Origin of the sequence: Kangiella sp. HZ709 (assembly GCF_009674675.1) — a bacterium.
In the GTDB taxonomy this organism is placed as follows: Bacteria; Pseudomonadota; Gammaproteobacteria; order Enterobacterales; family Kangiellaceae; genus Kangiella.
Genome location: NZ_WKJC01000001.1, coordinates 751,031 through 775,027 on the forward strand (window position 1 = coordinate 751,031; position 23,997 = coordinate 775,027).

The window sequence follows — 23,997 nt, forward strand, 5'->3', positions numbered from 1 at the left end:
CCAAGCTGAACGCGGTCGCTAAGTCGCCGCCGTCACCGCCTAAGGTGTCGTTACCCGCAACCGAAGCGCCGGTAATCGAGCCGTCTTCTGCCACCGTATTGCTGTCATCGGTCGCCGTTGGCGTGTCATCCACCGCCGTCACCGTAATGGTTACGGTCGCGATGTCCGTGTCGCCATCAGCATCGGTGATGATGTAAGTGAAGCTGTCGGTGCCGTTGAAGTTCGCATCCGGGCTGTAGTCGTAACTGCCGTCAGCATTGAAGGTCAAGGTGCCGTTAGACACGTCGGTATCCAAGCTGAACGCGGTCGCTAAGTCGCCGCCGTCACCGCCTAAGGTGTCGTTACCCGCAACCGAAGCGCCGGTAATCGAGCCGTCTTCTGCCACCGTATTGCTGTCATCGGTCGCCGTTGGCGTGTCGTTCACGGTTAAATTGGCACTAGAAGCCGTACTTGCACCTAAGCCGGTATCTAAGGCACCTGCCGCAAATTGATTGGTAAAGGTACCGCCTGTTGAGCTGGTTACATCAACAGTGATAGTACAAGAGCCAGGTGAACCTGAAGGAATAGTTGCTCCTGAAGCCAATGTTATAGATCCAGCTCCCGCTGCAGCAGTGAGTGTTGCACTACCACAAGTGGTTGATGCATTAGGGGTCGGAGCAACAACTATGCCAGAAGGTAAAGTGTCAACTAAATTCGCTTGTAAAGTGGCAACAAAAGAATTGTTATTGGTTAAAGTTATAGTCAGGGTTGATACCTGACCAACATCAATTGTTAAAGGCGAAAATGATTTGGTGGGCTGCGGAATGTTAGCTAGTAGAGAGTTAGTATCACTAGCACACGCTTTTTCAGGATCATCTGCGTTATCGGTAGTGAAGTCGGTACCTGGTATACAGGCCGGCGGGCCATCAGTATTATTCGATAAATCAGGATCGGTTACGCCAGCAGGTAAAGTTACGGTAACTTTGTTAGTAACTGTTGCAGGGTAATCAGCAGAGATTGCATAGCTGCTCAGTAACATGAGGCCGGAAATTAGCGCAGCTTTTTTCAAACTAATGAAAAATTTATTCATAATGACTTTAACCAGTAGGTCACAATTAAGTTTGTTTTAGTAATTGTTTTCCTTAATCAATTGCATGCTCCTAAAACATAAATAAATGAGGCTTTATTTATGTACCCTTCAAGCGCAATTACTTTTATATACAGGATAGTATATTTGAATTTAACTTATTTGCTATATGTTATTGATAGTATTATTAAAATGTAAATTAAGTCATATTTGCATTAACAAAAGAAAAGCGAATAAAAACAATGGCTTACAAGAAAAAGAGAGTTCAATCACATTTCTATAGATTTTACATTGCTGATACAAATCGATACACATAATATTTTTAAGGGAAACTAGTGATTTGTTTGAAAATTGGTCGGAGCGAGAGGATTTGAACCTCCGACCCCTTGCACCCCATGCAAGTGCGCTACCAAGCTGCGCCACGCTCCGATTTGTTGCTGATAGTCGAACGAATCAACAGGCATTAAAAATGCGGTGCCAATGGTACCGCATCTTTTGGTATTTGCAAGAATTTACATCAGTAAATTTAAGCAGCTGTAAGTAGTTCTTTGATTTTCTCTAATTCTTCTATTAAATCATCGATTTGTGCTTTAGAAGGTCCAGAAGATTGTTCCGTTTCTTCGCCTTCATTTAGACACTGTCTAGCACCACCAATTGTATAGCCATTCTCATATAATAATGAACGGATTTGACGAACTACTAATACATCACCTCTTTGATAATAGCGTCTATTGCCACGTCTAACAGGATCAAGCTGCTCAAACTCTTGTTCCCAGTAACGCAAAACATGAGGTTTTACTGCACATAGCTCGCTAACTTCACCAATGGTAAAGTAGCGTTTCGCCGGGATCGGCGGTAATTCGTTATTATTGGTCGGTTCCAACATAATGAGTTACTTTCCCTCTTAATTTTTGTCCAGGTTTAAACGTCACCACACGCCTAGCGCTTATGGCCACCTCTTCACCAGTTTTTGGGTTTCTTCCAGGGCGTGATGCCTTGTCACGCAATTCAAAGTTACCGAATCCTGAAAGTTTAACATTATAACCATCTTCTAGGGCATCTCTGATTTCTTCAAAAAAGCCCTCAACGATTTCCTTTGACTCACGCTTATTTAGACCTAATTCCTCGTATAAACGTTCTGCCATATCGGCCTTGGTTAATGCCATAGTTTATCCTCTCATTATCAACTGCAACTCAAACTACTTAATTAAGCTCTAAGTGTTGCAGAGAAGCTTTGCTCAAGACCGCTAATTAGTTTATCCATAACTTGAGTGATTTCACTCTCTTCCAAAGTTTTCTCTGGATGCTGCAAAGTCATGGCTATTGCGACGCTTTTCTTTCCTGCTTCTAGATGTTCACCTCTGTATATATCAAAAATACGCACATCTGTCATCAAGTCAGCACCATTTTTTACAATAAAATCAATCAATTCCGCACCTTTTACCTGATCTTCGACCACTAAAGCCAAATCTCGGCGGATTGATGGAAATTTTGATAGAGAATGAAATTGAGGTAATTGACGCTCTGAAATAGCTTCTAAATCTAACTGGAAAACGAAGCTTTCCATGTCTAAATCAAGTTCTTGTTGTAATCCTGGATGGATTTTTCCAATGTAACCAACTTCCTTGTCTTGGTGAATAATTATCGCCGACTGTCCAGGATGCAGAATGTCTTTTTGAGTAACGTCAAAGCTATAGTCTAATTTCGTTAAATCTAAAACAGATTCTAGATCGCCTTTCAAATCATAAAAGTCGACTTTACCACCATCATCATTCCATTGTTCTTCTAGACGCGAACCACCAATCAAACCAGCAATGGTTGGGATTTGTTTAAGTTCAGTCCCTGAGTTATCAAATCGCAAGCCAATTTCAAATAGACGCACACGAGATTGTTGACGGTTAACGTTAAATTTCGCAGCCTGAACCAGGCCTGCTAGTAAATTAGTACGCATAACCCCTAATTCATTAGAGATTGGATTCATTAACGGTAATGGTTCATCACCAGGCTGTAATTTCTTTTGTAATTCAGGCTCAACAAAAGAATAAGTTATCGCTTCTTGATAACCACGATCAACCAACACTTCGCGCATTTGATTTTTCCAGACGCGATTTTCGGGCAGGCGATACATGCTCATTTCCGCAACAGGCTTACGCGTTGGTAGATTGTTGTAACCAAATACTCTAACCAACTCTTCTATCAATGACTCTTCATTATCTATATCAAAACGGAACGAAGGAACTAACACGTTCCAACCTTCAGAGTTGGTTGTTAACTCTAAACCTAAACGCGTCAAAATGTCTTCAACTTGCGTATCTTCAAAAGCAAAACCCACTAGCCTTTCGATTCTTGCACGACGTAAAATTAAATTCCTTTTCTCTGGTAAATGTTCAGTATTTACCGCTTCAATAATTTCGCCAGCTTCACCGCCTACAATATCCAATAATAATTCTGTAGCGCGCTCCATAGCTGTGCGTTGTAATTCAAAATCGACACCACGTTCGTAACGATGAGATGCATCTGTATGCAGACCATATTGACGAGCACGCCCAGCGATGGCAACTTGATCAAAATAAGCTGACTCTAAAAAAACGTCTTTAGTTTTTGAGTTGATGCCAGAAAATTCACCGCCCATAACTCCAGCAATAGCTAACGATTTTTTATGGTCAGCAATCATTAAAGTATTATCGGAAAGGTTAACTTCTTGGCCGTCCAGTAAAGTTAGCTTTTCATCTTGCTTAGCCATTCGCACATCAATACCGCCATTGATATTGTTTAAATCGAAAGCGTGCATCGGATGGCCTAATTCCAATAATACAAAATTAGTTATATCAACCACAGGATCGATTGAGCGAACACCTGAGCGCTCTATTTTTCTAACCATCCAGTCTGGAGTTTTCACACTTGGATTAATCCCTTTTATAACTCTTCCTAAATAACGTGGGCATGCATTAGGAGCAGAAAGGTCGATCTGTAAAACATCTTTTATAGTAGCTTCAATCGGTCTAGGCTGAACTTCATTAACTTCAGTTTGGGTTAAAACACCAACTTCACGAGCGATGCCGCGAATACCTAAACAATCACCACGGTTTGGCGTTAAATCCACATCAATTTCTGTGTCATTAAGTTGCATATAATCGACAAAATCTTGGCCTATTACTGCATCCTCAGACAACTCCATAATACCATCATGATCTTCGCCCAAATTTAACTCTTTGGTTGAACACAACATTCCAAATGAAGCCACACCGCGAAGCTTCGCTTTCTTAATTTTAAAATCTCCCGGTAAGACAGCACCGATCATCGCAACAGCAACTTTAATACCTTTTCTAGCATTTGGCGCACCACAAATGATTTGCAAATCTTCATCTGATTTATCGCCTACATTAACGCTGCACACTTGCAATTTGTCTGCATCTGGGTGTTTTTCTGCAGCAACAATTTCGCCAACGACTACTTTAGAAAAATTATTCCCTAAAAATTCAAATGCATCAACTTCTAACCCAGCCATTGTTAATTTCTCTACTAACTCTTCAGTAGAAATATTTGGATTAACCCATTCTCTTAACCAATTTTCACTAAATTTCATTTTGGTAAATCCTTAATTAAATTGCTTTAAAAAGTTAATATCATTCTCAAAGAAAAGACGCAAATCGTTAACGCCGTAACGCAACATAGTTAAGCGCTCAACACCCATTCCGAAGGCAAAGCCTGTATATTTTTCACTATCGATACCGACGGCTTTTAAAACGTTTGGGTGTACCATGCCGCAACCTAAGACTTCTAACCAACCCGTCTTAGAGCACACACGGCAACCCTCTCCGCTACAACTTACACACTCAACATCTACTTCTGCAGAAGGTTCTGTAAATGGGAAGTATGATGGTCTAAAACGTGTCTTCACATCTTTTTCGAAGAACTGCTTTAAGAACTCATCTAAAATACCCTTTAAGTCTATAAATGTAGTGCTTTCATCAACCAATAGACCTTCAACTTGGTGGAACATTGGGGTATGAGTTAGATCCGAATCACAACGGTATACTCGACCTGGTGCGATAATTCTTAATGGTGGCTTTTGCTCTTCCATTACTCTTACCTGTACCGGCGAGGTGTGCGTTCTTAACAATCTTTCTGAATCTATATAGAAAGTATCATGCATCGCTCTAGCTGGATGATGGTCAGGAATATTAAGCGCCGTGAAATTATGGAAATCATCTTCAATTTCTGGGCCTTCTGAGACCTCAAAACCCATTTGCGAGAAATAAGATTCAATACGCTCTAGGGTTCTATTGACTGGGTGCACACCACCACGAGAAACGTTACGTCCCGCTAAAGTCACATCAATGGTTTCGCTGGCTAATTGGGCTGCGATTTGTGCATCTTTGAGGGCTTTTTGTTTAGCTTCGATTATCTTGAATACAGCTTGTTTTGCTAGGTTAACTTTAGCGCCAAACTTTGGCTTTTCTTCAGGCGGCAACTTAGCCATCTGCTGCATTTTTGCAGTGATTAAGCCCTTTTTACCAACAAAGCGAGCTTTAACCTGATCAAGTTCAGGTAATTTTTCAATCGCATCAATTTCTTCTTTTGCTTGTTCAATAATCGCTTCTAAGCTTGTTTCTTGATCGGACATGATAATTCTCAGTATCAATAAATATTTGTTATAAAAAAAAGGAAGGACATCGCTGCCCTTCCTTTTTATAAGAACCTAAATTTAGAATTAAAAAATATTTAAATTTAAATTAGGATTAAGCTTCTAGGGCAGATTTTGCTTGTTCTGCAAAAGCAGCAAAAGCTACTTTGTCGAACACTGCCAATTCAGCTAGCATTTTACGGTCAACTTCAATCTCTGATTTTTTCAAACCATTGATGAACTTGCTGTAAGACAAACCGTTTACACGAGCTTCAGCATTAATACGAGCAATCCATAAAGCACGGAATTGACGTTTGCGCTGACGACGGTCACGGTATGCATATTGACCAGCTTTAATTACAGCTTGCTTAGCTACACGGTATACGCGCGAACGAGCACCATAATAACCTTTAGCTTGCTTTAAAATTTTCTTGTGACGAGCGTGTGCAGTCACACCACGTTTTACTCTAGGCATCTTTTAATCCTCTATTAACCGTTAGGAAGCATACGATCGATTTGCTTGGTATCGGCAGCATCTACCAATTTACCATGACGCAAATGACGCTTACGCTTAGTGGATTTCTTGGTCAAAATATGACGCAAGTGTGCTTGTTTGTGTTTATAACGGCCTGAAGCTGTTTTCTTAAAACGCTTCGAAGCACCGCTATCAGTCTTCATTTTTGGCATAGTTAAATACTCGCATTAGTTACCCGTTAAGGCCATTGTTCATGCTTGCTCTACTAAAAAGCTAGCAGTCAATCGTTAAAAGCCATAACTAGTTACAAAAACGGACGTTCGGGTTACAACACCTTTCCATCCAACCTATCAAAAAGAAATAAGTGAACTTATTTCTTTTTCTTGGGACCTATCATCATCGTCATTTGACGACCTTCCATAGACGGACGACTCTCAACAGAACCGTATTCTTCCAAGTCTTTTTCAACACGCTTCAATAACTCCATTCCGAGCTCTTGATGCGCCATCTCTCGACCGCGGAAGCGAACTGTGATTTTCGCCTTGTCCCCGTCTTCTAGGAAACGTATCAGGTTGCGTAGTTTTACCTGATAATCCCCTATATCAGTTCCTGGACGGAACTTGATTTCTTTTACATGGGTTACTTTTTGTTTCTTTTTGGCAGCAGCTTTAGCTTTTTTCTGCTCAAAACGATACTTACCAAAATCCATGACTTTACAGACTGGAGGTTCAGCTTCCGGAGAAATCTCCACTAAGTCTAAGCTAGAACCTTTTGCTGATTGTAGTGCTTCATCTAGTGAAACAACGCCAACGTTCTCGCCTGTGGCGTCAATCAATCGCACTTCACGTGCGGTGATATCGTCATTTATGCGCTGTCTGTTTTTAAAACCGCCGCGCTTGTCATGTTTTCTAATGGTAATTACCCTCTGTAATAATATTCTTAACTTTGTTTATGTCCGCTATTTAAGTCGCTACTTGCGTCCTTTAGCGGCCACTGCTTTCTCAAGCAGTTCTGCAAAGGCTTCAATGCTCATGCTTCCTAGGTCTTCACCCTCTCGAGTTCGTACCGCAACATGACCATTTTCGACTTCTCGATCACCAACGACCAAGAGGTATGGCACACGTGCCAAAGTCTGACCGCGAATTTTAAAGCCGATCTTCTCATTTCTCAAGTCTAAATTGACTCTAAAACCCTTATTTTTCAAAGTTTCTGCTGTTTTTTGGCAAAATTCGCCCTGTTTGTCCGTAATGTTCATAATTACGGCTTGAGTTGGGGCCAACCAAGCTGGGAATTTGCCCGCATATTCTTCAATCAAAATACCGATAAATCGCTCTAAAGATCCCAAAATAGCCCGATGCAACATTACTGGAACTGCTTTATCACCATTTTCGTCAATATATTCCGCGCCCAATCGACCTGGCATCGAAAAATCGACCTGCATAGTGCCACATTGCCAATGACGACCCAGACAATCTTTTAGCGTGAATTCGATTTTTGGACCATAGAAAGCACCTTCGCCAGGTTGGTACTCAAATTCAATATCGCTGGCTTTCAATGCTTCTGCCAATGCGGCTTCAGATTTATCCCAAACCTCATCCGAACCAACACGCTCTTCCGGACGAGTTGAAAGCTTCACGATTAAATCAGTAAAACCAAAATCAGCATAAACGTCATATAACAACTCAATAAATTGAGTCACTTCTTCTTGAATCTGATCTTCGGTACAGAAAATATGCGCATCATCTTGAACGAAATTACGCAAACGCATAATGCCGTGTAAAGCGCCTGATGGCTCATTACGGTGACAAGAACCAAACTCAGCCATGCGTAACGGCAAATCACGGTAAGACTTCAAACCAACGTTAAATATCTGAACGTGACACGGACAGTTCATTGGTTTTACTGCAAAGTCTTTGTGATCGGATTCAAGCGTAAACATGCCATCTGAAAATTTATCCCAATGACCCGACTTTTCCCATAATGTGCGGTCAACAATTTGTGGCGTTCTTACCTCTTGATAGTTCTGCGCCTGTAAACGATCGCGGATATATTGTTCTAAAGTACGATAAATACTCCAACCATTGTCATGCCAGAAGACCATACCCGGTGCTTCTTCTTGTAAGTGGAATAAATCTTGCGCTTTACCAATCTTACGGTGATCACGCTTTTCAGCCTCTTCTAAACGATGAAGATAGGCTTTTAAATCCTCTTTTTTCGGCCAGGCAGTTCCGTAAACCCTTTGCAACATAGGCTTTGTTGGATCACCACGCCAGTATGCTCCAGCCACTTTCATCAATTTGAAAGCTTTTAACTTGGCTGTTGAAGGAACGTGAGGACCACGACATAAATCAATAAAATCGCCTTGCTTGTATAAAGACAGTTCTTCGCCAGCAGGGATTTCTTCGATGATTTCGGCTTTATATTCTTCGCCCATATCGCGGAAGAAACTAATCGCTTCGTCACGGCCCATAATCGAGCGCTCAACTTTTAAGTTTTGCTTCACAATACGATTCATCTCTTTTTCGATGGCTTTTAAATCTTCATCGGTAAAAGGACGCTCGGTAGCAAAATCATAGAAGAAGCCATCTTCAATCACTGGACCTACAGTCACCTGAACATTATCAAATAAACGCTGAGTCGCTTGCGCTAATAAATGCGCTGTTGAGTGGCGAATCACTTCTAAACCGTCATCATCACGATCGGTAATAATGGCTAAATTCGAGTCTTTATCGATTACGAAACTGGTATCCACCATTTCGCCATCGATTTTTCCGGCTAAAGCGGCTTTGGCTAATCCAGGACTAATGTTATGGGCGACATCGTAAACCGATACAGCATCATCAAACTCACGTTTGCTACCATCAGGTAATGTTATGACTGGCATTTTCTGTTCTCTCTGTTTTCAATAAGCCTTACCAACGGCCTATATAAAGTTTTGGTAATGATTGCCGAAGGTGCTGACTAAGAATGCCGCCCCTTCTTGAGCAATAGATAAGCTAATGATAAAGGATCTGACGCTAGACTCAAGGGTTAATTTTAAAGCCTCACTGAATGGTTTTGGTCTGCTTACAGCTTTAAACCACTCAAACTAATTCTCACCTCTTCATCTGCCATCATTTGTTCATGGTCTATAAACACTAATTTTGGATATCCAAACTCTGAGTCGTATTGAACTTCGATTAACTCGGCGCTTTTGGTGGCTTTGTTTAACATTGCAAAAACTTGTTCCACGGTCTTGATAGCTTCCATGGTTTGTTTTTGGGCCGGTTTATTGTCTTTATCTATTGCCTTGACTATCTTGCCATTGGCTACCGTTAACTGAAATGGCTGAGTAAATTCTTGCGGGCAAAAGCAGCTTTGTTGAAAAGTTATCTGATAATTACCACTAGTTTTTGCTTCCCAAAGTGCTTTGTGTTCCTGCAAATCCTGCCAAGTCTGTCCCCGATTATCTATAAAGTTGCCAACTTGTGGTTTTGACTCTGGATAGGGAGTGACTTGCTGTTTACAACCAAAACTCGTGATTAAGGTTAGTAGCATCAAAAGAATCCAATCTATTTTTATAGTTTTAATCATTTGCTATTCTTAGTCTCTTTAAAGTTAACGCCTTTTATATTAACTCCATAGCGTAAGAGCAACAAGGCTAACAACCACCATTGAGCCAAGCCGCCTCCTGAACCGCCATCATCTGGTGCTGGTGCAGGAGGCGCTGGCGGAGCTTCTAAACTGATACTGACTGTATTGGAAGCGCTGGCATCTCCGCCTGCGTTAAAAGCAATTAATCGATAGCTATAATCATTATCATCACTGACATTGGAATCTTGATAAGACATCACATTAGATGCAAGCTCAACAATTTGATTGAATGCGCCATTATTATCACTACGTTCGAGTCTAAAACCATCCTCATTATCAGAATTATCAGACCAATTTAAAGTTACGATATTATTCGATTCTGAAGCCGTTAAATTAGTCACTGCAGCAGGCACCATTATTTGACTGACATTAAAACTAGAAGTTAATTGATTATTAGTCAAATCTACATCTACAAAGTCACTAGAAACACTGACTTCTTGTGATAATTCGAAGTCGGTAGTTAATGGGGTCACGTTGATATTAATACTAGAAGCCGCTGAGGGATTTGCTAGTTGGCAATCGAACGAAGCACCATCAGTATCAATTGAGCAAGTGGTGCCTGCAAAGCTAACGACATTAAAACGACCCGTTTGGGCTGGTATTGATCCAACTAAACCCACTTGATTTAAGGTAGCGCCGCTGGGCAGCTCTAACGAGACATCAAAATTTAAATCAGCTGCTTGCATAACAATCATGTCTTGCGAATTGCCTGGATCCGAAGCTATCGCTAACTCCAAAGGAAAATCAAAACATGCTTGAGGATTAGTTAAGTCATTATATTCTTGAGTCATTACGTCAATCGAACAGCTAGAAAAATTAGTTGCCGAACCGCTTGCGCTAGCGGCCATTACAAAACCAGAACTAGGGCAAGAATTACCATCACTGTCGTGACCTGAACCAAAGTTATGCCCTAGTTCATGAGCGATAACTAAAGCCGTTATAGGTAAACGCGGAGTCCCTCCCGAACTTGGAATTAAATTGGTTACCCCACTGCTAAACCCCGAATTGCTGCACAAAACGCCAACATAGGCTACCCCTGCAGTACTGCCGTCAAAGTTTCGACCTGTCACTACATGCAATAAACTACGTTTGTTCTTAATAAAACCTAATTGATCATTGGATTTTCTTTGACGAACATCAGTTAAAAAGTCTCGTGCATCTGTTGTCGTATCAAAAGTTTCTGCTTGTAAAAATTCTACAGTGATGCTGTTAAAACGAATATTAAAATCATTTTCATAAAAACCTTCAATAATATTAATTAAAGCATTAGTTTGGCTAACTAATTCGTTAGCTGCAAAACGATCTTGATAGAGCTGATCGAACACAAACTCTATCTCGGCAAAACTACAAACACCACCAATGGCATCGGAACAGACTGCTTGCTGCTTGTTATAAGATAAATACAAAGGTTGCGCTTGAATTTGATGGGAAGTATGTGTCTCATTTTGCTGAGACTCACCTATAAATTGTTTTAAAAAATCCGTTTTTGGATTATGTCTTTCAGTTTCATGTTCGACTCCGCAACTCGTGTCATGCTGATGAGTATTAAGTGGAGTTAACTCAATAGCATTGCCAGTTACCGAAACAACTTCATAAAGCTGACCATCTATTGACGCCAGACCTGTCCATTGTTCATTAATTTTAGAAGTTCTGATCCAAGATCTATCATATTGATTAATAGTAGCTTTAAAATGCTCAGAATTATCTTTCCTAGAATTGGGCGCTTTATGCTTAAAGTTAATCTTGTTCGATAATTGTTGGTTAGCTTTTAACTCGATTGGAATTGATTGGTTTTCAAAGACCAGCAAGGCTTCTTCTGCTACAGCGTTTATTGAACCTAGTCCAATAATAGCAATGGTTGCTAACCATTTGATACATTTTACTTTTATAGCTGACATACGTTATTCACATCCAAATCAAGATAAGCTTCACACTATCATAATGACTAAGTAAGATTCGCCTGTGAACTAGAACCCAAATCTCAAAAGTCGCCATTAATAATTAAAAGTATCAATCAGTTAAGGTATTATATATTCATCAGCTTTCGTAAATTTCATGTTTAGATCAAAGGAAATATTAATGGCAAAATCGGTTGCAGTTATTCTTTCAGGTTGTGGTTTTCAAGATGGTGCAGAAATTCAAGAGTCTGTTATGACCTTATTAGCTTTAGACCTACAAGGTGCTAGCTACCAGTGCTTTGCTCCCGATATTGAGCAATTTAAAGTACAAAACCATTTAACAGGCGAATCTGCTTTTGAAAGTAGAAATGTACTTATCGAATCGGCTCGAATTGCACGAGGTGATATCAAAGCCTTATCCGAATTTGAGGTAGCGAACTTCGATGCTTTAGTGATGCCTGGTGGATTTGGAGCTGCGCTCAATTTATCCACTTTTGCTATAGATGGTGCGGCTTGTAAAATTAATTCTGACGTTGAAGCTGCTGTTCGCAAAACCTACTCTGCGAAGAAACCCATCGGCGCTTTATGTATAGCTCCGGTTATCTTGGCGAAATTAATTCCTGATGCGAACTTGACCATTGGGAATGATACCGATGTTGCAAAGGCACTTGAGTCAATGGGGGCAAACCACTCTAATAGCAATCACGGCGAAGTCCTTGTTGATCCCGTCAATAAACTAGTCACTACGCCCTGTTATATGCTTGACGCCAAAGTCTCAGATATCTACCAAGGTGCTAATGCCTTAGTAAGAGAGTTAATTACTTTAAGTTCTTAACATATAATTAAGGCCGGCAAATATCCCACAGCAATGCGATATAGATATGCTATTTTGTAGGAGATTCTAGGCCAGTAAAATAACCTAGAAATCCTTTTGAATTTAGGTAACCTCGAAGACCAATCAAATAAAATGCTAGTAACAAAGCGCTGAAACATTTTATAAAGCCAATAATGCTAAACAAGGCCGCTAGAGAGACGACAAAGTACAAAGCCACTAAAAGTGCTAAGACATATAAAATACCGCGTAAAGTATTCCAGAGTTTTTGTCCGCGATACATAATAACCATCTGGCATAAAAATAGACCACCAATCATGGCAGCACTTAGAAATGCTAGAAAGTACTCGCCCTGCCAGTTCATATAAACCTGAAACGCTAATACCAATAAAGTAATCATTAATATTGAATTGATAGTTAATACAGTTTTGGCACTTTTAGGCATCGGATACGACTCTCATCAAAATTGAGGCATTATTCTAAATTCAACCAACTAGAATTACCATTGCTTAGTAATGCTGATTCCCCACTCGCGACCATTTGCTAGAGGCGCTAGTTCATCCGCCGATGAGAAATAGTCTTCATCCAACAAATTATCTAAACTAAATTGAATGCGAAACTTATCATTGAACAGATACGCAAATGAGACATCTGCCAGTAAAGCGTTGCCTATAAACTTCTCCCCTGCTGCAGTAGGGCTTTTATCTTGACGATACTCCATCCCAAACTTTAGGAGATATTTCTCAGCTTGATAATCAAGCTTAAGCTTAGAGCGGTGAGAAGGGATATCCACTAGAGGATTACCCCCTTGGTCTTCACCTTCGATGAAACTAGTAAAGAAGCTTAATTTTAGCTCTTTATTTAAGCTGTAAACTGCATCAAACTCAACACCTTTAATCGTCCCGTCTTGGATATTGCGAAAGCTTAATAATTCAGGGGCAATTTCAACTCTTTCGATATAATCACTGACTCTTTGCTGATAAAGATTGGCTGCAAGAGAAATACTGGCGTCAGAATACTTCAGTCCAAAATCGGCACTAATAGAACGTTCTTCTTTTAAATTTGGATTACCTTCTACTTCACCTCTTCCTGTAGTACCTTCAAAAAAACGCTCACTGACAGTTGGGAAACGAATCCCCGTTCCAAGTGAAGTTGTTAACAAAAAATTATCCGACAAAGCAAATGACTTACCAATAAACCCGGTCAAAGCGTTATTAACAATAGTATTCCTTTGATTATTTTGCTCATTATTAATTAAGCGAATACCGAGCTGCCATTTACTTGAATCAAAAGCTTTGTTTAAGGTGAAAAACGCTGCTGATTCTCTTTCTGAAGCTCCTGAAAGTGATTCAGTAAGAATCACACTACCGTCTGTCAATGAAGTGCTTTTATCGGAGGCGTCAATACTATTTCTAACAAAGGTATCCAAACCGTAGAGACCCTCGAAAAGCTGAGCATGCCACTCTTGCTCAAAATGAAAGCCCCAATCATTCGATTTGTTCTGCACTTCATTTGTCCGGTCTTCAGGGCGCAATGTTAGTGTTTCTACTTGGTTAGGATGTAAATAAATAGAAGCTCGCCAGTTATCTGATTGAACCGCAAACTGTCCTAACAGGTGCTCTTCGTTCGGTATAGTCACCACTCTATCGGGAAAGCGAGTGCTTGAACGTCCTATATCATCACCTCTACTGGCTAAAAGCATCACTTCATAATCTAAATCTTCACTATGCCACTGCTTAATGAAACTTGCTGAATATTGATTATAACCATCATTTAATTCTATACCTCTCGCATCTTGCGAATTGTTAGCAAACTGCCCGGCAAAACCTAATGACCAATCCTGACCTGAAGTACCAACGATATGTTGTTGGCTATTACCCGCTGAGTAATAATCCGTTGTCCAAGAAGTTCCATTGAAAAAACGAGGCTGTATTTTAATAACCCCGCCAAGACTTCCAGATTGATATAATGTTGAGGCTGGCCCTTTCTTTACCTCCACTGAGTCGAGTAATAAAGGATGTAAAAAAGACGCAGCTACTCCAGCACGCCTTTCTGCTTTAATGGGTATATCCGAAAGATAGGTTAAAACTCTTTGTCTAGAGACCCCGCGAATCGAGTAAGTTTGAAATAAACCTGACTGTCCATTTTCAGTGACACCAGGTATCTCTGTAATCAAATCCAAAAGTTGGTTAGCTGCGCCGATAGTATCTTTAGGAGTCACATAACTATTTTTAGTGCTCAAGTCAGTAAAGTGTTGCGGTGCTTTTGAACTTAACACGGTTATCACCCGAGAATTAGCTTCTTCATTAGGTAACTGCCTTTCTTGCTGGGTTAGCTGCTCAGGTTTTGCATCCTCTGTAGCTTTTGAGCCATCCACTGATTTTGTGAAATTAGCTTGATCGGTAACTTTACTTTTTTCTTCTTTTAATACTTTCGTAGCTTTCAATTGGAACGAGATTGTTGAAAATCCTAAAAGAGCAAAAAAACAAATAAATCGAATCATGATGATAAATTTTAAATCTAAAAAAGGTTAATAATTAAAAAAGCACTGAAGGTTCCCCTTCAGTGCTTCTTGTTTTTATGGTGCTTAGATTAAGTGTATCTTCTGCGTCTTGCAAGACCTAATAGGCCTAACATCGCTAAGATTGCTAATCCAAAGCTACCACCAGAATCACCCTCAATGGTTACACCAATAGAAGGGTTACCAATAGTAGCACCACCTTGAGCATTACTAAGTACTACACTGAAACCTAAATCAGTTTCACGTGAAGTATTAATAGTGGATACCGTGATAGTTTTATCAGCTGTATCACCATCCGCCCAAGTTAGAGTACCAGTTGTCGCCGAATAGTTAGTACCAGCAACAGCTGTTCCGTCAGCAGTTTGATAATCTACAGTTACAGCAAAGTCAGAACCGCCTGCTCTAGAAACTGTGATTACAACATCATCACCATTTTTCTCAGAAGCTTCAGTAGTAGTAATACCTAAACTACCGAAGTTTGGCGCAGTAACATTCAATGTTACTAGACTTGTGCTATCACCGTAAGGCGTATCATTTGCAGTGATTAACTGTGCTTGATAAGTGCCTGGCTCAAGCTCAGTAGCATTAAAGCCTAATTCAACATCAGCTGAACTATTGGCTGCAACTAAACCGCTGTTACCTGTGTTTAGCTTTAACCAAGACAGCTCTTTCCACTCACAAATATTGGTTTCGCCAGTTGCGACACCAATCACGCCGCCAAATGCACGTACAGGCGTCCACAAGTTGCCATCACAGTCAATCGCTAAACCAGACTGAATACCATCAGGTAACAAGTCATCGTTAACACCATCGCCTGTGAAGTCTTGGTTGTTAGGGAAGTTAAAGGCAGAAATCGGTAACAAGTCTGGTGTAGCTGTATCGAATACCACCACATCAAACGTCGGATTAGAGCCATTCAACATTGCATACAAGCTGCCATTTACCGGGTTAATTGCTAAACCAGAAACTGGCTGACCAACATTCACGGAACGTAACAAAGTACCGTCTGTAGTGAACTGATGAATAATACTGTCATTCCAAGAACCTGAGTAGAAAGTATTAGTCAAAGGGTCATAAGCTAGGCCACGTTGAGAAGTACCAAACGCAGGACAAATTTGATTACCAGTCACTGTTAATCCTACCGGATCAATTTCATGGATACAGTTAGCATCACCAACTTCAACCTGCCAGAACATGCCGGTACGGTTGTTGTAGGCCATATCAGCGGCAAAGATTGCAGATACTTCAGAGTTATCGATAGTGTTGCCTGTAAAGCTACCGGTTGCATCGTATTGATACAAGGTATCTGATGGACCACCACCAGCTAACAAATCACCTACCCAGAAGTTGTCATTATCTTGATTGAAGCCAATACCCCATGGGAAGCCTGTTTCACCATTCACTGGGAAGAACCCAACAAATTCAACTGTGCTTTCTGGAATATTTACGCTTGCATAATCAAACTTATGACGAATCTTCTTAGTATCTAAGTCGGCTAAGTTTTTCGGACCGAAATGACGGCTAGAAGGATGGAATGGACCCGTTGCTTTATTTGCCACACTACCAGAAGGTGGTAGTTGAGCCAGGATAAAGGTGTAGTTCGCATCCACGTTACCAGTATTTTCAACTGCTATGGTGCTAGAACCTTCACGACCTTGGGTTACATCAGTAGCTGGTAATTCAGCAGCAACTTCAATAAGACCCGCATCTAGTTCAATTGGGCTCGCTATCGCTACAGCCGAAGCATCCACAGTATTATCCGCATAGTTAGATGCAGAAACTGTTACTTCAGTTTCAGTATCAGGAACGAATATGCTGAAATAACCATCAGCAACACTATCATCATCAGGCGTAGCAATAGTATTCGCTTCTTCACGACCAGCGGTTACCGTAGCACCATTTAAAGCTTCACTAGTATTAGCATCAACTACTAGGCCTTTAACTACAGCACCTGATCTTGGAACACATGTAGTTTCACCAATCTGTACGTCATCAACGTATGCATACCACTCAAAGAAAGCATCATAGTTCCAACGAAGTTGGAAGCTAGTAGCGCCAGTGATCTGTGGCGATAAATCTACTGATAAGCGTTCTGCAACGTTAGTAGGAACCATGGCTAGGATAGATGTCCAAGCACCGCCATCAACGCTGATTTCAACGTTATATACGTCACCACCAGCAAATGTTCTGAACCAACTAGAGAACTGTAATTCTGTCGAAGCTAAATCAGCAACATTGATAACTGGAGAGGTCAAAGTACCTGCAGTATTACCCGCAGAACCACCTGCATCACTATCAATAAGAGCGGCTTCACCCGTTCCTAACAAGTTACCTCTGGCAGCTGAAGTTGCAGCTTTCCATGTTTCGCCAGCTGAACCTGTATCAGCAATTACCCAATCTGTCGGCGGAACGCCACCTTCAAAGTCTTCGAAGAATGATGGGAATTGGAACTCATAACCGTCAGCAGTACAACTTCCTTCCACTAACAAAGCAAAGTCTTGCACTGGAGTATTTTCAGGAAGAATGTCCGCACTCTGAGCTAAATAACCATCAACTAAAGCCATAGCTGTAATTTGTACTAAAGTACCTTCAAACAAATCTAAGCTGTATTGGCCCGTTACTGGATCAGTAAAGGTAGAGATAGTTGCGCCTGGGGCTTGTACTACAACTTCAGCATATAAGTTTCCACCTAAACCTGAACCGTCTGTCACTGTACCTGTAACGGTGACTGGAGGAGCTGGCACTAGTACAAAATCAACATCAACAACTGCATCTTCAGCAACATCGATACCTGTCGTTGTAGCTGAAATCCAACCATAACGAGAAGCTGTAACTTCATAACCAGTATCTACTGGTAAAGTCGCCGAATAATTACCATCTGCATCAGTTGATACAGTTAAAGCACCAATCGTGACCTGTACATTTGCAATAGCAGCGCCATCAGCTTGGTTAGTCACAGTACCTGAAATTTCACCTGCAGGACCGGCAACACAGTTATCAAACTTGAAGCTACCAATGTAGGTTTGCCAGCCAGTAGAGTTGTTATTCGCAGCAGTATAATACTCAGTGGTATACCACATAGTACAATCATCAACTGGATCAACACTTAAGCTTGAGTAATCACCCCAACGGTTTGCACCTTGTTGCGCGCCTTCACCAGCTTTTAGCTCAGTTTCAGGAAGCGTTAATGTATCAGCTGGGTCGCCAGCTAAACGACCACTGAAACGGATCGAAGGATTAAGTGTAGGACCTGAAACACTGTATGCAACACCAATGTTACCTACTGCATCCATAGCGGCACTACCCATCCAACGTGAATTACCATCGTCAAGATTATAGGTACCATTGTTAGCTAAAGTTGCAGTGCCGTCATCGGCTAAGTCAAACTCATACCAACGAACACCGGCAATATTAGTATCCGTAGCAGAACCAACAACAGTATGGTTAGCAACTAACTTATTCACACCATTAAGATTACGGTAAGCCGCACGGAACATCATACGTTGACCAATGACATCTAAACGCTGAGTATTCGGCTGAACAATACAGTCACGAGAGAAACCACACACTGCGCCATTATATGGGGCAACAGTTACTGTTGAGGATAATTCGAAAGTAGAATTAGCTGGTGTTGCCCAATCTACGGCAAACTTCCAAATATTCATTTCTCCAGCAGTATCAGCAGTTACAAATGGAGCAGCCATACCCGTAGGAGGTAAGAATGGACCGTCAATATCTGCAGGCATTGGAGTAAATGCATTCGGGAAAGTCGTTTCCAAGTCGAAGATTATTTGCTGAGCAGGTTGACCTTGCAACATCGCGTCACGCTCAAATGCAACTACGCCAGAACCAACAAAAGATAATGGACTACCTGCGAACTGGTTAATACCTGCGTAATAACCATCTGTCCAAACACCATAGTGAGGGTAGTCATTAAATTTGGTCGTGCTGTATAAGAAATCATACAAATAATATGCGCCAGTAGGGTCGCCTGTTTGTGAAATTGCAATACAGTTTCGGTTATCAGTAAAACCCGCCGGGAAAGCAAACTGACTGATTAACCAGCGATCAGCTTGCGAATCATATAAGACAATCGGGTCACCACGGTTTGTGCTTTCACATAAACCGCCAAAGCCAGCCCAAAGACTGTTGATTGCTACTGGAGCAACTAGCTCGTTACCTGCTTTGTCATAAACAGCTAATGCTGTATTAACCGTTTGAACAATGTGGTTAGGGCCAACGTCAGCATTCGTATCAGGCGGAACTGCACCTGTTACGTTGCCCATACCGTCAAAGCCTACGCCAACGGTCGCCATTTTAAAATCGCGAAGACCGTCTTTAGCTATGGAGCTCGACTTTTGTAAAACAGTATCTGTTAAATCTTTACCCACATTTTTCTCTTGGTATTCTTTACCAAATGGGTAATTTTGATTTGGAACAGGGTTTACTTTATTGATACCAGGTACCTTATCACCCGATTGAAGCATCTTAAATTTTCGCGCTTCGGTGAGTACCGGTAATGGCTTTGCAAGCTCTGTTAGAGACTTACTGATTTTTGGTTTTGCTAGGTGTACTCTTACCTTTGAGTCATCAGCAAAAGCTGCACCAGAAAGTGCAATTGAGCTGACCAAACTCAGTGATAACAGTGCCTTCCAGCTAGATTTTATAGCAGACACATTAACTCCTTAGAAAAGTTAGTTAGATTAATAAAAATTCATTATTATTGTGTTTCATCTGAATGATGATTCAGACATGCCCCTCTTATTCTCATAAGCCAAAGTTTTATAGCACTAAATCTATTTGTAAAATATTGTCAAAATGTATCGAAAGAGGTTGAATCTGCTGTTACTTTTTGGTTTTCGGTTTGATAAGCGATTTAGGATGGGGTTGATTAGGAACTTCGCAAATGCCATTCTTGTTCTTGAACTTCTCTTCACACTCGTACGACGCAGGTTTTTTTTGTTCAGTTGCAATCTCAGTGAGGCTCCTGCTCTGACCAGCCTCAGACACAGTGCTCATAGGCGCTCCCGACTGACTGGCGCTTTTTAAGTTTTCCGCTTTAACCGTTCTATTGTCAGTTTTATTTACATTGTTATAATCATTTTTCATAGCGGTATTCTCACAAGCTGCTAACAATAACAAACTTAAAACTATCATGTATTTATATTTCATATATTTGCTCCAAGCAGCTTTCTAGTCAATTTAATAAAAAAAACTTTTTTCATGAATTGTGACGGTCTTCTAATAATTCAATTTTATAACCATCGGGATCTTCAGCAAACGCTAACACGGTATCGCCGTGTTTCATAGGTCCTGGTTCACGAGTGATCCTACCACCTGCATCACGAATTTTCTCACAAGCGATATAAACATCGTCAACTGCAATCGCTAAATGACCAAAACCATTGCCTAGCTCATAGTTCTGAGTATCCCAATTATGAGTCAACTCTATGACCGTTGAAGTCTTTTCTTCTCCATAACCTACAAAAGCTAAGGTAAACCTTCCAGACTCGTAATCATGTTTACGAATCAACTTCATGCCTAAAACCTGGGTATAGAAGTTTATCGATTTATCCAAATCGCCTACTCGAAGCATGGTGTGTAAGATACGCATACATTTTCCTTATAACAGCTATAGCTAAATGCTATACCAAAACTAGTTACTAATTAAACTCACTTGCGTATAATAGCCCGCCAATTGAGATTGTAAAACTGTTTCGCGGCAGTGTTTCAAAAACAACTTAGCAAATCTAAATGGATACTAAAACTGTGGATACTATTACCATTACTCAGCCTGATGATTGGCACATTCATCTACGCTCAGGCGCAGCGCTGCAACACACGGTTCAAGACGCGGCGCGTCAATTTGCACGCGCCATTGTAATGCCCAATTTAGTACCGCCAGTGACTAATGTTGAGATGGCTGAAGACTATTATAACGCTATCAAGCGCTATACACCTTCAGGGGTTTTTCTTGAACCATTAATGGTTTTATATCTAACAGATAACACCAGCGTTCAAGACATTGAAGCCGCTGTCGCAGCTGATTTTATTTACGCATGTAAACTATATCCTGCAGGTGCTACGACCAATTCAGACTCAGGTTTAACTAATGTTGAAAATGCTTATCCTGTATTTGAGAAAATGGCTGAGCTTGGTTTACCGCTATTAGTACATGGTGAAGTTACGGATTCACATATCGATATTTATGATCGCGAAGAAAAATTTATTGATACCATCTTAAAACCTTTGTTAGAAAAATTTCCTACACTTCGATTAGTATTAGAGCATATCACGACTAAGCAAGCTGTTGACTTTGTTAATAGCCAAGGCGATAACGTGGCCGCGACTATTACAGCGCACCATTTATTACACAATCGTAATGACATGTTAGTTGGTGGTATCCGTCCTCACTTATATTGTTTGCCCATCTTAAAGCGCTCAGAGCACCAAATAGCTTTGAATGAAGCGGCAACTTCTGGCTCTAAAAAATTCTTCTTAGGCACTGACAGCGCACCTCATTCACAAGATGCCAAGGAATCGTCTTGCGGTTGTGCTGGAGCTTATACCGCTTATGCTGCTATGGAACTTTACGCAGAAGCCTTTGAAAAAGCAGACGCTCTAGACAGGTTAGAAGCATTCGCCAGCTTTAATGGCCCTGATTTTTATGGCTTACCAAGAAATGAAGGCACTATTACTTTAGTCAAAGAACAATGGAAAATGCCTAAAAAACTCAATTTAGGTAATGAAGACTTGATACCATTTCGCGCTGATGAAATGATTGAGTGGAAATTAAAATAACAAGCGCTTAAAAATTAATATAACTGACTCAACAAAATCTAAGGATATCTAGTGGCTGCATTTGAAATGAAAGATCGTTTTCGCGGTTTTTTCCCTGTCATTGTCGACGTTGAAACTGGCGGTTTTGAATCTTCAACCGATGCTTTATTAGAAATTGCGGCAGTCACCACCCGTTTTGATAAGCAAGGCAAACTCGAAGTCGCAAATTCTTATCATTTTAACGTAGAGCCATTTGAAGGGGCCAATGTCGAACAAAAAGCTCTAGATTTTACCGGCATCGATTTAAAGAACCCTTTACGCGCTGCAGTAAAAGAAGATTTTGCTTTGCAAGAAATATTTAAAAGCTTGCGTATAGAGCAAAAAGCCTCTGGTTGTAATCGCTGCGTACTAGTCGGTCATAACTCCTGGTTTGACTTGAGTTTTGTGAACGCGGCTGTCGAACGAGTGAAAATCAAACGAAACCCATTCCACCCTTTCACCAGTTTTGACACTGCTTCTTTATCAGCATTAGTGCTGGGACACACGGTTCTTGCTCAGGCCTGCGAATTAGCTCATATTCCATTCAGCCAAAAAGATGCGCACTCGGCTTTATATGATGCTAAGAAAACTGCTGAATTGTTTTGTTATCTAGTCAATAACACTAAGAAACTTTAATTAACCCAATGATCAAAGCGGGCAATCTTTAATACCAGTGATACACATTTGTTCACTGGCATATTCCAGCAGCAACCTCTTTACCAGCTTCTTAATGCCCGCTTTACTTGCTTGATTGAGTTCCTGCAAACTAACAACTCCCGTTTGAAAAAGTTGGTCACAAGCTCGGCCTACCCAGCTTGCCACAATTATTCCTGTGTCTTCTTCTGTAACAATCAGTTCTGGCGTAGATTTGTCTAACCAAGCATTAATAGTAAATGTCATATTGCCCTCATAAATTCATAAAATAAGTTTGCCCAACTCTTAAATGAGAATAATTCTCATTTAGATTAATTGCAACTGATTTCTCAACAAAATGATGACAATTCATAATAAATCTAATGAAATTAACAAAAGCAATCTTTATGCTATAGCAAAACCAATGACGGAGAACTCTATGCTCACTTCTAATAATAAATTTGTAGCGAGTATCCTATCGCTTGGACTTATTGTTCTAGCGCCAATAGCTAACTCGGATTCGCCTGCTGTTACTGATAAGCAAACAAAAGTAGCACTTGTCATACATGGTGGTGCTGGGACCATCCTTAAAAAGAATATGACAGCGGAAAAAGAAAAAGCATATAAGGATGCGCTGAAAGAAGCTTTGGTGGCTGGTTATCATATTCTAATTAACCAGGGCTCGAGCACTGAAGCTATCAAAAAGTCCATCACCATTATGGAAAACTCGCCACTGTTTAATGCCGGCAAAGGAGCAGTATTCACCCATGAAGGTAAAAACTCTTTAGATGCTTCTATTATGGTGGGTAATGATTTAAGCGCTGGAGCTATAGCCGGCGTTGAAACCATTAAAAACCCGATTCTCTTGGCAGACAAAGTTAGAACTGATTCAGTGCACGTGATGATGTCAGGTCAAGGCGCCGAAGAGTTCGCCAAAAAGCAAAACATTGAGCAAGTAGATCCTAAGTACTTCTTTACCCAAAGACGCTGGGACTCGTTACAGAAAGCCTTAAAATCAGATGCTAAACAAGCAGTCTTACCTAAAGATGAAGCCGACAACTTTAAATTTGGCACCGTTGGCGCGGTGGCGCTTGATACTAACGGCGTTATTGCTGCGGGAACATCAACTGGGGGCATGACCAACAAACGATATGGTCGAATCGGAGACTCCCCTATTATAGGTGCTGGAACTTACGCTAATGATCAGTGCGGTATTTCAGCAACTGGTCATGGCGAATACTTTATTCGAGCTGCGGTAACTTACGACATATGTGCCCTGGTGGCTTATAAGGAAATGTCCATTAATGATGCCGCAGATAAAGTTATTCACGATAAACTGAAAGCTATGGGCGGTGATGGCGGCGTTGTTGGCTTGGATAATCAAGGCAACATTATGATGAGTTTTAATACGGCAGGCATGTATCGAGCGAGTATTGATACCGATGGTAATGTAACCATAAAAATTTATAACAATTAACTCCAACAATGAACAC

The 23,997-nt window shown here is 40.8% G+C and carries 21 protein-coding genes and 1 tRNA gene; 4 read left to right on the forward strand and 18 right to left on the reverse strand.

Translation table 11 applies throughout. From position 1 onward, the window contains the following. The 12 genes from GJS41_RS03345 to GJS41_RS03400 form a co-directional block, all read right to left on the reverse strand. Positions 1-1,069 (reverse strand): cadherin-like domain-containing protein (locus tag GJS41_RS03345; RefSeq protein ID WP_195758330.1); only part of this gene is annotated, 1,069 nt, incomplete at its 3' end. A 349-nt stretch (positions 1,070-1,418) separates the two neighbouring features. After that, positions 1,419-1,495: transfer RNA gene (locus GJS41_RS03350), tRNA-Pro, on the reverse strand. Positions 1,496-1,592: 97 nt separating this feature from the next. Further along, a complete protein-coding gene (locus GJS41_RS03355) occupies positions 1,593-1,952 on the reverse strand; it encodes a MerR family transcriptional regulator (protein ID WP_154245901.1) in 360 nt (119 codons plus the stop codon). After that, positions 1,933-2,232: an integration host factor subunit alpha gene (locus GJS41_RS03360; protein WP_154245902.1), complete on the reverse strand. Its 300-nt coding sequence runs from the start codon at positions 2,230-2,232 to the stop codon at positions 1,933-1,935. Before GJS41_RS03360 ends, GJS41_RS03355 begins: the two co-directional genes overlap by 20 nt. A 41-nt stretch (positions 2,233-2,273) precedes the next feature. After that, positions 2,274-4,652, reverse strand: coding sequence for a phenylalanine--tRNA ligase subunit beta (gene pheT, locus GJS41_RS03365; protein WP_154245903.1), 2,379 nt, complete (start codon positions 4,650-4,652; stop codon positions 2,274-2,276). A 12-nt stretch (positions 4,653-4,664) separates the two neighbouring features. Then, positions 4,665-5,693: a phenylalanine--tRNA ligase subunit alpha gene (gene pheS, locus GJS41_RS03370; RefSeq protein WP_154245904.1), complete on the reverse strand. Its 1,029-nt coding sequence runs from the start codon at positions 5,691-5,693 to the stop codon at positions 4,665-4,667. 115 nt (positions 5,694-5,808) lie between these two features. After that, positions 5,809-6,168, reverse strand: coding sequence for a 50S ribosomal protein L20 (rplT, locus tag GJS41_RS03375; RefSeq protein ID WP_154245905.1), 360 nt, complete (start codon positions 6,166-6,168; stop codon positions 5,809-5,811). Between the two features lie 14 nt (positions 6,169-6,182). Next, positions 6,183-6,380: a 50S ribosomal protein L35 gene (gene rpmI, locus GJS41_RS03380; RefSeq protein ID WP_154245906.1), complete on the reverse strand. Its 198-nt coding sequence runs from the start codon at positions 6,378-6,380 to the stop codon at positions 6,183-6,185. Between the two features lie 158 nt (positions 6,381-6,538). Then, positions 6,539-7,087 carry a translation initiation factor IF-3 gene (gene infC / locus GJS41_RS03385; RefSeq protein ID WP_370515671.1) on the reverse strand — a complete coding sequence of 183 codons (549 nt, stop codon included), beginning with the start codon at positions 7,085-7,087 and terminating at the stop codon, positions 6,539-6,541. Positions 7,088-7,138: 51 nt separating this feature from the next. Beyond that, entirely contained in the window at positions 7,139-9,052 is a 1,914-nt protein-coding gene (gene thrS, locus GJS41_RS03390) for a threonine--tRNA ligase (RefSeq protein ID WP_154245907.1), read from the reverse strand. A 182-nt stretch (positions 9,053-9,234) separates the two neighbouring features. Next, complete coding sequence (locus tag GJS41_RS03395; RefSeq protein ID WP_154245908.1) at positions 9,235-9,741, reverse strand: DUF6174 domain-containing protein; 507 nt, start codon at positions 9,739-9,741, stop codon at positions 9,235-9,237. Continuing rightward, entirely contained in the window at positions 9,738-11,699 is a 1,962-nt protein-coding gene (locus GJS41_RS03400) for a M12 family metallo-peptidase (protein WP_154245909.1), read from the reverse strand. Before GJS41_RS03400 ends, GJS41_RS03395 begins: the two co-directional genes overlap by 4 nt. A 181-nt stretch (positions 11,700-11,880) precedes the next feature. Between GJS41_RS03400 and elbB the strand changes: the two genes are divergently transcribed. After that, positions 11,881-12,534, forward strand: a complete 654-nt coding sequence (gene elbB, locus GJS41_RS03405; protein ID WP_154245910.1) for an isoprenoid biosynthesis glyoxalase ElbB — start codon at positions 11,881-11,883, stop codon at positions 12,532-12,534. 49 nt (positions 12,535-12,583) lie between these two features. On the opposite strand, the gene GJS41_RS03410 is transcribed toward elbB, so the two are convergent. From GJS41_RS03410 to gloA, 5 genes are all read right to left on the reverse strand, one after another. Beyond that, positions 12,584-12,976, reverse strand: coding sequence for a hypothetical protein (locus GJS41_RS03410; protein ID WP_154245911.1), 393 nt, complete (start codon positions 12,974-12,976; stop codon positions 12,584-12,586). 54 nt (positions 12,977-13,030) lie between these two features. Then, positions 13,031-14,977 carry a TonB-dependent receptor gene (locus tag GJS41_RS03415; protein WP_195758331.1) on the reverse strand — a complete coding sequence of 649 codons (1,947 nt, stop codon included), beginning with the start codon at positions 14,975-14,977 and terminating at the stop codon, positions 13,031-13,033. A gap of 146 nt (positions 14,978-15,123) precedes the next feature. Next, positions 15,124-19,728, reverse strand: coding sequence for a carboxypeptidase regulatory-like domain-containing protein (locus tag GJS41_RS03420; RefSeq protein WP_370515614.1), 4,605 nt, complete (start codon positions 19,726-19,728; stop codon positions 15,124-15,126). A gap of 169 nt (positions 19,729-19,897) precedes the next feature. Then, complete coding sequence (locus tag GJS41_RS03425; RefSeq protein ID WP_154245913.1) at positions 19,898-20,224, reverse strand: hypothetical protein; 327 nt, start codon at positions 20,222-20,224, stop codon at positions 19,898-19,900. 49 nt (positions 20,225-20,273) lie between these two features. Further along, positions 20,274-20,666: a lactoylglutathione lyase gene (gene gloA, locus GJS41_RS03430; protein ID WP_154245914.1), complete on the reverse strand. Its 393-nt coding sequence runs from the start codon at positions 20,664-20,666 to the stop codon at positions 20,274-20,276. Between the two features lie 140 nt (positions 20,667-20,806). Between gloA and pyrC the strand changes: the two genes are divergently transcribed. Together pyrC and rnt are read left to right on the forward strand one after the other, a co-directional pair. Beyond that, positions 20,807-21,853: a dihydroorotase gene (gene pyrC, locus GJS41_RS03435; protein ID WP_154245915.1), complete on the forward strand. Its 1,047-nt coding sequence runs from the start codon at positions 20,807-20,809 to the stop codon at positions 21,851-21,853. 66 nt (positions 21,854-21,919) lie between these two features. Beyond that, positions 21,920-22,507 (forward strand): ribonuclease T, encoded by a 588-nt coding sequence (gene rnt, locus GJS41_RS03440; RefSeq protein ID WP_154246967.1) that lies wholly within the window; start codon positions 21,920-21,922, stop codon positions 22,505-22,507. 12 nt (positions 22,508-22,519) lie between these two features. On the opposite strand, the gene GJS41_RS03445 is transcribed toward rnt, so the two are convergent. Next, positions 22,520-22,771, reverse strand: a complete 252-nt coding sequence (locus GJS41_RS03445) for a hypothetical protein (RefSeq protein WP_154245916.1) — start codon at positions 22,769-22,771, stop codon at positions 22,520-22,522. A 157-nt stretch (positions 22,772-22,928) separates the two neighbouring features. Between GJS41_RS03445 and GJS41_RS03450 the strand changes: the two genes are divergently transcribed. Further along, entirely contained in the window at positions 22,929-23,981 is a 1,053-nt protein-coding gene (locus GJS41_RS03450; RefSeq protein ID WP_227551238.1) for an isoaspartyl peptidase/L-asparaginase family protein, read from the forward strand. Positions 23,982-23,997: the final 16 nt, after the last annotated feature.